This is a genomic window from Actinocrinis sp., from assembly GCF_035938995.1.
Taxonomy (GTDB): domain Bacteria; phylum Actinomycetota; class Actinomycetes; order Streptomycetales; family Catenulisporaceae; genus DASZGI01.
The window spans coordinates 1-9,975 of record NZ_DASZGI010000232.1 but is presented as its reverse complement, the minus strand read 5'-3'; the positions used below and the strand labels follow the sequence as shown (position 1 = coordinate 9,975).

Genomic DNA, 9,975 nt, shown 5'->3' with positions numbered 1-9,975 from the left:
CGTGATTGCTGACTTGCTCGCCTCGCGGATCCGCGACGTGCCGGACTATCCCAAGCCGGGCATCGTGTTCAAGGACATCACGCCGCTGCTCGCCGACCCGAAGGCGTTTCGGGCGATGACTGCCGAGTTCGTGCGGCTGGCCCGGGACATCGGGGCGACGAAGGTGGTCGGGCTGGAGGCGCGCGGCTTCATCCTGGCCGCTCCGGTCGCGGTCGAGGCCGAGATCGGCTTCATCCCGGTGCGCAAGGCCGGCAAGCTGCCCGGCGCCGTCTACGCCGTCTCGTACGAACTCGAGTACGGCGAGGCCACCATCGAGGTGCACCAGGACTCCTTCGAGCCCGGCGACCGGGTTCTGGTGGTCGACGACGTGCTGGCGACCGGGGGCACGGCGGCCGCCGCGGTCGAGGCGATCCGGGCCTGCGGCGCGGAGCCGGCGGCGGTCGCCGTGCTGTTGGAGCTGACCTTCCTTTCCGGCCGCGCCCGGCTGGCTCAAGCGGCCCCCGATGTGCCGGTCAATACGCTGCTTACGGTGTGATTCTCGCTCTTCGTGCCTGGTCGGGCGGGGTCGTGATCGAGAGCGGCCTCGTCACCTCGTCGGCCCCGGTACCATGGGGAAAAGGGGATGCAGGGAGGTAGTCGATTGACGACAACGCCGGAGGCAGTCTCGAAGGCGCCGCAGGGCGCTCCGGAGCCGGGTGAATCCATGCCCGGCGCGCGGTCCGGGACGGATACCGGCGGTCGGTCGACACCCGCGTCCGCAGCCGCGTCTGAAGCGTCCTCCACCCCCGCTGAACGCACAACGCCGTCGTCCACGTCCGCGTCTGCGCCCTCGCCGAAGCCTTCTACGCCAACGCCTTCAGCCCCGGCGCCCGGTGGTGGCCGTCCCGCACCCGCCACGTCGAGCCGGGTTCGTGCGCGGCTCGCCCGCCTCGGCGGCCCCCGGTCCGGCGGCCCGAGCCCGGTCCTCGAACCGCTGTTCCGCATCGTGCGGGCCAGTGACCCGAAGGCCGACCTGCGCACGCTCGAGCGGGCCTACCAGATCGCCGAGAAGCACCACCGGGGCCAGCGGCGCAAGAGCGGCGACCCGTACATCACGCACCCGGTCGCGGTCACCACCATCCTCGCCGAACTCGGCATGGACATCCCGACCCTGTGTGCCGGGCTGCTGCACGACACGGTCGAGGACACCGACTACACCCTCGACATGCTGCGCCGCGACTTCGGCGACACCGTCGCGCTGCTCGTGGACGGCGTGACCAAGCTGGACAAGGTCAAGCTCGGCGAGGCGGCGCAGGCCGAGACCGTCCGCAAGATGGTCGTGGCGATGGCCCGCGACATCAGGGTCCTGGTGATCAAGCTCGCCGACCGGCTGCACAACATGCGCACCATGCGCTACATGCGCCGGGACAAGCAGGAGCAGAAGTCCCGGGAGACCCTGGAGATCTACGCCCCGCTTGCGCACCGCCTGGGCATGAACACCATCAAGTGGGAGCTCGAGGACCTGTCCTTCGCGATCCTCTACCCCAAGATGTACGACGAGATCGTGCACCTGGTCGCTGAGCGTGCGCCCAAGCGGGAGGAGTTCCTCGCCCAGGTCATCGACATGGTCCAGGGCGACCTGCACGGCGCGCGCATCAAGGCCACGGTCACCGGCCGGCCGAAGCACTACTACTCGGTCTATCAGAAGATGATCGTTCGCGGCCGCGACTTCGCCGAGATCTACGACCTGGTCGGCATCCGGGTCCTGGTCGAGTCGGTGCGCGACTGCTACGCCGCCCTCGGCACCATCCACGCGCGGTGGAATCCGGTCCCCGGCCGGTTCAAGGACTACATCGCGATGCCGAAGTTCAACATGTACCAGTCGCTGCACACCACGGTCATCGGGCCGCAGGGCAAGCCGGTCGAACTCCAGATCCGCACCTACTCGATGCACCGCAGGGCCGAATACGGCGTCGCCGCGCACTGGAAGTACAAGGAGGAGGCCGTCCGCGGCCCCTCGGGCAGCGGCGAGGTCAACCCGGGCGACATGGCCTGGCTGCGCCAGCTGCTCGACTGGCAGCGGGAGACCGCCGACCCGGGCGAGTTCTTGGACGCGCTGCGCTTCGACCTGTCCGCGTCGGAGGTGTTCGTCTTCACGCCCAAGGGCGACGTCGTCTCGCTTCCGTCCGGCTCGACCCCGGTCGACTTCGCCTACGCGGTGCACACCGAGGTCGGGCACCACTGCATCGGCGCCCGGGTCAACGGCCGCCTCGTGCCCCTCGAGTCGAAGCTCGACAACGGCGACGTGGTGGAGATCTTCACCTCGAAGGCGCCGACCGCCGGGCCGAGCCGGGACTGGCTCGGCTTCGTCGCCTCGCCGCGCGCCCGCAACAAGATCCGCTCGCACTTCACCAAGGAGCGTCGCGAGGAGGCCATCGAGCAGGGCCGCGAGCAGCTGGCCAAGACCATGCGCAAGCAGGGCCTGCCGCTGCAGCGCCTGCTGTCCAGCGAATCGCTGGCCTCGATCGCGCTCGACCTGCACTACGCGGACATCTCGGCACTCTACGCGGCGATCGGCGAGAACCACGTCTCGGCGCAGCACGTCGTCCAGCGACTGATCCAGTCGCTCGGCGGTGAAGAGGGCACGACCGAGGATCTGGCCGAGTCCACGATGCCCGGGCTGCCCGGCGAGCGGGGAGAGCGGCGCCGCGGCGGCTCCGGCCGGGCGCGGCCGAGCGGTGACCCGGGCGTGCTGGTCAAGGGGCACGACGACATCTGGGTCAAGCTGGCCCGCTGCTGCACCCCGGTCCCCGGCGACGCCATCATCGGCTTCATCACCCGTGGCAGCGGCGTCTCGGTCCACCGCAAGGACTGCGGCAACGTCGAATCGCTCATGGCCCAGCCCGAGCGCGTGGTCGAGGTCGAGTGGGCGCCGACGGCGAGCAGCGTCTTCCTGGTCTCGATCCAGGTCGAAGCGCTCGACCGGTCCCGGCTGCTGTCCGACGTCACCCGAGTGCTGTCCGACCAGCACGTCAACATCCTGTCCGCGACGGTGAACACCTCCCGCGACCGGGTCGCGATGTCCCGGTTCACCTTCGAGATGGGCGATCCGAAGCATCTCGGCCACGTGCTGAAGGCGGTGCGCGGTATCGAGGGCGTGTATGACGTCTACCGAGTGTGAACGTGCTATGACGGAACGCTATGATGAGCCGACCGACGGCACTGAGAAGGCTGATGCAGGGGAGGTTGACGTGACCGCCATGCTCGAGCGCACGATGCAGGCGCGCCCGCGCCTGCTGGATCTCGAAGTGGAGTTGCCCGAGGGGTACAAGAAGGTCGAGATCGTCGAGGGCGCCCTGATCATGAGTCCGCTGCTGTTCGTGCACAACATGACCCTCCATCGGCTGATGACCCAGCTCGATGAGCAATTGCCTCCCGAACTGCTCTATGTCTCGGACGTCTTGACCCCGTTCCCGCTTGAGGACCACGAGTTCTGCCCGGACCTCGCCGTGGTGCCCAGACGGGTGGCTGAAAGCAACCAATCCGTCACCACTCCCGAGGTGATCGAGATCGTCGTCGAGATCATTTCCAAGGGCACCGGCGTAGTGGACTACCAGGTGAAGACGGGTGTCTACGCACGTGCGGGGATCCCGGAGTACGTCATTTTCGATCCCTACACTCGGCAGGCGACGCGGTACGCGCAGCCTGAGGATGGCAAGTACCGGATCAACAAGGTCTTCGACTACGGCGAAGCCGTCCAACTCGACACGCGTTATCCGCTCGTCTTCAGCACCGCGGGTCTGCCGGTCGATCCCAAGCGCTGATCGGCACGCACACCTCCAAAAAAGCCGATGCCGGGCCTCCCACCTGCGGGGAGGCCCGGCATCGGCTTTCGCGTCGCCTTGTGCGTCAGACATGTGTTACGGGCGTATTTCTCCGTGACTGTAGGGGTTTCCCCCTAATGGATAGGGGGTCTCTGCTTCTAGCGTGATCCACACGTCGGCCGAGGGGGAGGCGGGTGCCCACCCCGCCTGAGCCGATGTCGGCGCCGCACTCCCACTGCGCGCCGTATCTGCTCAACACGCTGGAGGAAAGCTCGTGATATCCCGCAAGAGGATGCTTGTCGGCGCGCTCACCGCGCCGCTGCCGATCCTCGGGCTCGCGGTTGCGGCAACCCCGGCCGGTGCCGCACCGGCGCCGCGTGTGGCTGTTCACGGCGACGTCGTCTCGGCTGTCGCCCGCTCCGCGCGCACCGGCACCGTCGCCGCGAACCGCGCGATCTCGGTCGCCGTGAGCCTCGCCCCGCGCGACGCTGCCGCGCTCAAGGCGTTCGCCGCCTCGGTGACCGACCCCAAGTCGCCGCTCTACAAGCACTATCTCGCGCCGGGCCAGTTCGCTGCCCGGTTCGGCGCCGCCCCGGCCACCATCGCTCAGGTCACGGCCTATCTTCAGGGCCAGGGCCTGACCGTCGGCAAGGTCTCCGGCAACGGCCTGGTGATCGACGCCAGCGGCACGGCCGCGCAGGTGGAGAAGGCGTTCAATGTCAGCCTCTCGACCTACCATGACGCCAAGACCCAGCAGGACTACTTCGCCAACAGCGCCGCGCCGACGCTGCCCTTGGGTATCGCCACGAGCGTGGTGGACGTCGCCGGCCTGAGCAGCTTCCGCGCGCACACCCACTTCGACCGGGTGCGCGCTGTGCCGGACGCCAAGCGCCACGCAGTCTCGGGCCTCACGCCCACGCAGGCGCGCGCCGCGTACGACCTCGCCTCGGAGAATGCCAACGGCTACACCGGCAAGGGCGAGACCATCGGCCTGGTGGAGTTCTCCGCCTTCAAGCAGTCCGACATCACCGCGTACGACAAGCAGTTCGGCCTGAGCGCGGCCGCCCCGACCGTGGTGAACGTGGACGGCGGTACCACGGACACCTCCGGCCAGGACGAGGCGGAACTCGACATCGAGGTCATTCAGGCGCTCGCCCCGGGCGCCACGATCAAGGTGTACGAGGCGCCGAACAGCTCGGCCGGCGACGTCGACCTCTACTCCGCCCTGGTCAGCGCGGACGTGCCGATCGTCTCGATCAGCTGGGGCTCGGCCGAGTCCCAGGTCTCCAGCTCCAACATGAGCTCGGACGACACCAGCTACACCAGCGCGGCGTCGCAGGGCGAGTCCTTCTTCGCCGCGTCCGGCGACAACGGATCGGACGACGCGGGCGACGGCGGCACCACGCTGAACACCAACTCCGACGGCACCTACAGCTCGGAGACCGCGTGGTCCGGCAGCGGCGGCGGGACCTCGTCGCAGTTCGCGCAGCCGAAGTTCCAGTCCGGCGTGACCAGCGACAGCAACCGCGACGTGCCCGACGTCGCCGCGGTCGGCGACCCGAACACCGGCTGGGCGATCTACACCGGCGGCTCGTGGACGCAGATCGGCGGCACCAGCGCGGCCGCGCCGAACTGGGCGGCCTTCACCGCGGTCTACGACCAGTACGCGGCGGCGAAGGGCAAGTCCGCGCTCGGCTTCGCCAACTCGTCGATCTACGCCGACGCGACCGGCTCGGACTACGCCCACGACTTCCACGACGTTACCAGCGGCAGCAACGGCGCGTTCAGCGCCGGGAGCGGCTATGACCAGGTGACCGGCTGGGGCTCGTACGACGGCGCGAACTTCATCACCGACAACCTCGGGTGAAGGACGACAACCCGGGCTGGGCAGAGACCCGGCCGCGCTGGGGGATGAGAAGATCGAGTAAAGCGCAGCGCCACTCCCCAGGGACCTTGGGTTCTGGGGGACATGGCAACACGATGGTCTAGTTGGCTTCGGCCAGCAGCTTAGCGAGGCGCTCGGCTGGGGTTTCCCAGCCGAGCGTTTTTGCATGGACGTTTGTTGAGTTCGGCGGCGACGTCGGCTGGGTGCTCGGCGCTGCGTGCTTCGTCGTGGCGGCGAGGCCTTAGCGGGTGAATTCGTCCAGAGCTGCCTGCGCCTGCGCCAGCCACTCGTGGCGCGCGTCGAGCGCCGCCTGAGCGTCGTCGATCTTGCGCTGCTGGCCGAGGGTGCGCGCCCGCTCCAGCTCCTTCTCGAACTTCGCGATCGAGGTCTCCAGCTGACGGACGGTCGCCTCGGCCCGGGCCCGCGCCTCGGGGTTGGTGCGCTTCCACTCCGCCTGCTCGGCGTCCGCGACCGTGCGCTCCACCTCCCGCAGCGCGCCCTCCAGCCGCGGCTTCGCGTCACGGGGCACCGGGCCGATCTCCTCCCAGCGCGCCTGGATCGAGCGCAGCGCCGAACGGGCCGCCCTCAGGTCGCTGACCGGCACCAGCTTCTGCGCCTCGACCAGCAGCTCCTCCTTGCGGGTCTGGTTCTCCCGGAAGCCCGCGTCCCGCTGGTCCAGGTCCGAGTTGCGCGCGGTGAAGAAGGTGTCCTGCGCGGTCTTGAACCGCTCCCAGAGCTTGTCCTCGGTGTCCCGCTGCGCCCGGCCGGCCGACTTCCACTGCCGCATCAGGTCGCGGAAGCGCTGCGCGGTGTTCGCCCATTCGGTCGACTCGGCCAGCGACTCGGCCTCCTCGACCAGCGCCTCCTTGCGGACCCGCACCTCTTCCCGCTCCGCGTCCAGCTGCGCGAAGTGGGCCTTGCGGCGCTTGGCGAACGCCGAGCGGGCCGCGCTGAACCGGCCCCACAGCTCGTCGTCGGCCTTGCGGTCCAGCCGCGGCACGCCCTTCCACTCGTCCACCAGCGCGCGCAGCCGCTCCCCGGCCGACTTCCACTCGGAGGATTCGGCCAGCGACTCGGCCTCGGAGACGATCCGCTCCTTGTGCGTCGCGGCCTCGGCCTGCTGCTTGACCCGGGCCTCCCGCTTGGCCGCGCGGCGCTGCTCGGCGATCTGCGCGAGCTTGTCCACCCGCACCTCGAGCGCGGCCAGGTCCCCCATCGCGTGCGCGTCCTTCAGCGCCTCGCGCAGTTTGGTGACCGCCGCGTCCGCGTCCTTCGCGTCCAGGTTGGTCGTCGACAGCCGCTGCTCGAGCAGCTCCACCTCGGCCTTGAGTCCGTCGAACTTGCGCTGGTAGAACGCCAAGCCCTCCTGAGGCGTACCGGCCGCCCATGAGCCGATCTGGCGCTCCCCGTCGGCGGTGCGCACATACACGGACCCGTCCTCGGCGACGCGACCCCAATCGCCGCTTGCGCCGGCCGGTGCCGCTCCCGGCGCGGGTTGCGCCGATTCGTTCGACACGGCTTCCTCGGACACGGTGGCCTCCCACGTTCATGGCGGGCGGACTCCCACCCGCACGGGGAACTCTACAAGCTCACCGCGTTCAGGTGGGAGGGAGAAAGATTCCGGATCGCCCCGGATGCGCCGGTCGGCCGACCGGTCAGCCCTTCGTGACGGTGACCGACTCGATCGTGACCGCCAGCTTCGGCTTTCCGTCACCCGTCCCGTTCGCGTTGTCGGACCCGCCGTTCGCGATCGTCTGCAGGATGTCCAGGCCCTTGGTGATGGTGCCGAACGGAGTGTAATTGGGCTGGAGCGGCGAATCCTTGTAGACCAGGAAGAACTGGCTGCCGTTGGTGCCCGCGCCGGAGTTGGCCATGGCCACGGTGCCAGCCTTGTAGGTGACCGAGCCGGAGGAGTCTGGCGCGCCGAAGTAGTTCAGGTTCTCGTCCTGGAACTGGTAACCGGGGCCGCCCGAGCCGCTGCCGGTCGGGTCGCCGCACTGCAGGACGTAGATGCCCGAGGTGGTCAGCCGGTGGCAGGGGGTGTTGTCGAAGTAGTTCTTCCCGGCCAGGAATTCGAACGAGAACGTGGTGTACGGCGCCTTGGTGGTCAGCGCGGTGAAGACGACGTCGCCCCGGCTCGTGTGGATCGTGGCGGTGTAGGGCGCCGCGGCCGCGGCGGCGTCGTAGGTCGGAATGCCCACGTTCTTCGCCGCGGTGCCGGACGCCTTGTAGCCGACCGGCTCGGCGGTGCTCGACGCGGACGCGGACGGCGCTGCCGAAGGCGACGAGGCGGCGGCGGGCGTCGACGGGGATGAGGAGGATGCAGCGATCACGCCCCAAGCGATGCCGCCGCCGACCAGGACGACGGCCAGCGCGGTGAGGACCGCGACCCGCCGACGCCTGACCTGGACCTTGCGCTGCTTGGCGATCTTCGCCTGCACTCTTTCGTAGCGGGCCCGTTCCAGCGCGCGCTGACGGTCCTTGGTGCTCGCCACGTCTGTCGTCTCCTTTTGATCTCGCCCGCGCGGTCGACCCGACCCGCGTCGGTACCCGCCCGCGTGAAGTGTACGGGCAGGTGGCCGGTACGCAACGGGCCGCTTCCTAAGAGTCCGCCTAAGACTTTTCTCGTGTCCCGGCGCACTGCGGCCGCGGCGCAACCGGTTCGCGATCGGGTCCGGGCCGCCGGTAGTCTTTGGCTAGACTCCGCCGCCGAATTACGCAGAAATCAGGACGCACGTGCTCATCGCCGGGTTCCCCGCAGGCTCGTTCGGCGCCAACTGTTATGTCGTGGCGCCCGGGCCGCATGAGCGCTGCGTTGTGATCGATCCCGGCGAGGACGCTGTACGCCCGCTCGAGGACCTGTTGCGCGAGCACGATCTGCAGCCGGCCGCAGTCATCCTGACGCACGGACACCTGGACCACATGTGGTCGGTCACTCCGGTATGCGGCGCGCACGACATCCCGGCGTACATCCACCCGGACGACCGGTACATGCTCGCCGACCCGCTTAAGGGGGTCAGCCCGCAGCTGGCCGCGATGGTCGGCGACGCGACCTTCACCGAGCCCGCGGATGTGCGGGAGCTGAAGGACGGCGGACGGCTGGACTTCGCCGGCGCGCTCGGCTTCGACCTGGTTGTCGGCCATGCCCCGGGCCATACCAGGGGGTCGGTGACCTTCAGGCTGCCCGGCGGCGTAGAAGGGCCTGCGAACTCCTCTCCAGGGGACGCGGATCCGGACGTGCTGTTCAGCGGGGACCTGTTGTTCGCCGGCTCCATCGGACGCACCGATCTGCCCGGAGGCGATCCGCAGGCGATGCTCGAATCGCTCGCCCGGGTCGTGCTGCCGCTGCCGGACGACACCCTCGTGCTCTCCGGTCACGGCCCCCAGACCACCATCGGCCGCGAGCGCGCGTCGAACCCGTTCCTGAGGGGACTCAAGGACGCCGGATCCGCGCGGCCCGGACTGTAGAAACCGAGACGGACTGCTGTGAGTACCTTCCAGGCCCCCAAGGGGACCTTCGACCTGATCCCGCCGAGGTCGGCTCTGTTCCTCGCCGTGCGCGAGACAATGGCCGCGACCGTACGCCGCGCCGGATACGGCTACATCGAGACGCCCACCTTCGAGGACACCGCGCTGTTCAAGCGGGGCGTTGGCGAATCGAGCGACATCGTCTCCAAGGAGATGTACACGTTCACCACCCGGGGCGGTGCGTCGCTGACCCTGCGCCCCGAAGGCACCGCGTCGGTTGTGCGGGCGGCACTTCAGCACAACCTGCACAAGGGTGCGCTGCCGGTGAAGCTGTACTACTCCGGCTCCTACTACCGCTACGAACAGCCGCAGGCGGGCCGCTACCGGCACTTCTCGCAGGTCGGCGCGGAGGCGCTGGGCACCGAGGATCCGGCCGTCGACGCTGAGCTGATCATCCTGGCGTGGGACGCGTTCAAGCAGCTCGGTCTGACTAAGGTGCGGCTGCTGCTGAACACCTTGGGCGATAAGGAATGCCGGCCGAGGTACCGCGACGCGCTTCAGAAGTTCCTGCGCGGGCTCGACCTGGACGAGGCGACGCGCGCCAGGATCGAGATCAACCCGCTGCGGGTGCTCGACGACAAGCGGCCCGAGGTACAGGCCCAGCTGACGGATGCGCCGGTCATCGGCGACTTCCTGTGCGACGCGTGCAAGGCCTTCCACCAAGAGGTCCAGACGCTGCTCTCGCTCTTCGGCGTGCCGTTCGAGGACGACGTGAAGCTGGTACGCGGCCTGGACTACTACACCCGCACCACGTTCGAG

Annotated in this window: 8 protein-coding genes; 6 read left to right on the top strand and 2 right to left on the bottom strand. The window is 69.0% G+C overall.

Annotated features, from left to right (window positions below; translation table 11 throughout):
- Position 1 precedes the first annotated feature (1 nt).
- The 4 genes from VGZ32_RS16570 to VGZ32_RS16555 all read left to right on the top strand — a co-directional run bounded on the left by VGZ32_RS16570 (position 2) and on the right by VGZ32_RS16555 (position 5,670).
- Positions 2-535 carry an adenine phosphoribosyltransferase gene (locus VGZ32_RS16570; protein WP_326886951.1) on the top strand — a complete coding sequence of 178 codons (534 nt, stop codon included), beginning with the start codon at positions 2-4 and terminating at the stop codon, positions 533-535.
- Between the two features lie 168 nt (positions 536-703).
- On the top strand, positions 704-3,160 hold the full coding sequence (locus tag VGZ32_RS16565; protein ID WP_349263629.1) for a bifunctional (p)ppGpp synthetase/guanosine-3',5'-bis(diphosphate) 3'-pyrophosphohydrolase: 2,457 nt from the start codon (positions 704-706) through the stop codon (positions 3,158-3,160).
- 79 nt (positions 3,161-3,239) lie between these two features.
- Positions 3,240-3,803: a Uma2 family endonuclease gene (locus tag VGZ32_RS16560; protein WP_326886952.1), complete on the top strand. Its 564-nt coding sequence runs from the start codon at positions 3,240-3,242 to the stop codon at positions 3,801-3,803.
- A gap of 274 nt (positions 3,804-4,077) precedes the next feature.
- Positions 4,078-5,670: a S53 family peptidase gene (locus tag VGZ32_RS16555; RefSeq protein ID WP_326886949.1), complete on the top strand. Its 1,593-nt coding sequence runs from the start codon at positions 4,078-4,080 to the stop codon at positions 5,668-5,670.
- A 259-nt stretch (positions 5,671-5,929) separates the two neighbouring features.
- Here the strand turns inward: VGZ32_RS16555 and VGZ32_RS16550 are convergent, their stop codons facing one another.
- The gene (locus VGZ32_RS16550) at positions 5,930-7,204 is read right to left on the bottom strand and encodes a DUF349 domain-containing protein (RefSeq protein ID WP_414642556.1); all 1,275 of its coding nucleotides are present in this window, start codon (positions 7,202-7,204) and stop codon (positions 5,930-5,932) included.
- A gap of 139 nt (positions 7,205-7,343) precedes the next feature.
- Positions 7,344-8,183, bottom strand: a complete 840-nt coding sequence (locus VGZ32_RS16545) for a peptidylprolyl isomerase (protein WP_326886947.1) — start codon at positions 8,181-8,183, stop codon at positions 7,344-7,346.
- A gap of 241 nt (positions 8,184-8,424) precedes the next feature.
- Here VGZ32_RS16545 and VGZ32_RS16540 point away from each other — a divergent pair, with 241 nt between their 5' ends.
- Both VGZ32_RS16540 and hisS read left to right on the top strand, forming a co-directional pair.
- A complete protein-coding gene (locus VGZ32_RS16540; RefSeq protein ID WP_326886946.1) occupies positions 8,425-9,156 on the top strand; it encodes an MBL fold metallo-hydrolase in 732 nt (243 codons plus the stop codon).
- Positions 9,157-9,174: 18 nt separating this feature from the next.
- A partial coding sequence (gene hisS / locus VGZ32_RS16535) for a histidine--tRNA ligase (RefSeq protein WP_326886945.1) occupies positions 9,175-9,975 on the top strand: 801 nt, incomplete at its 3' end.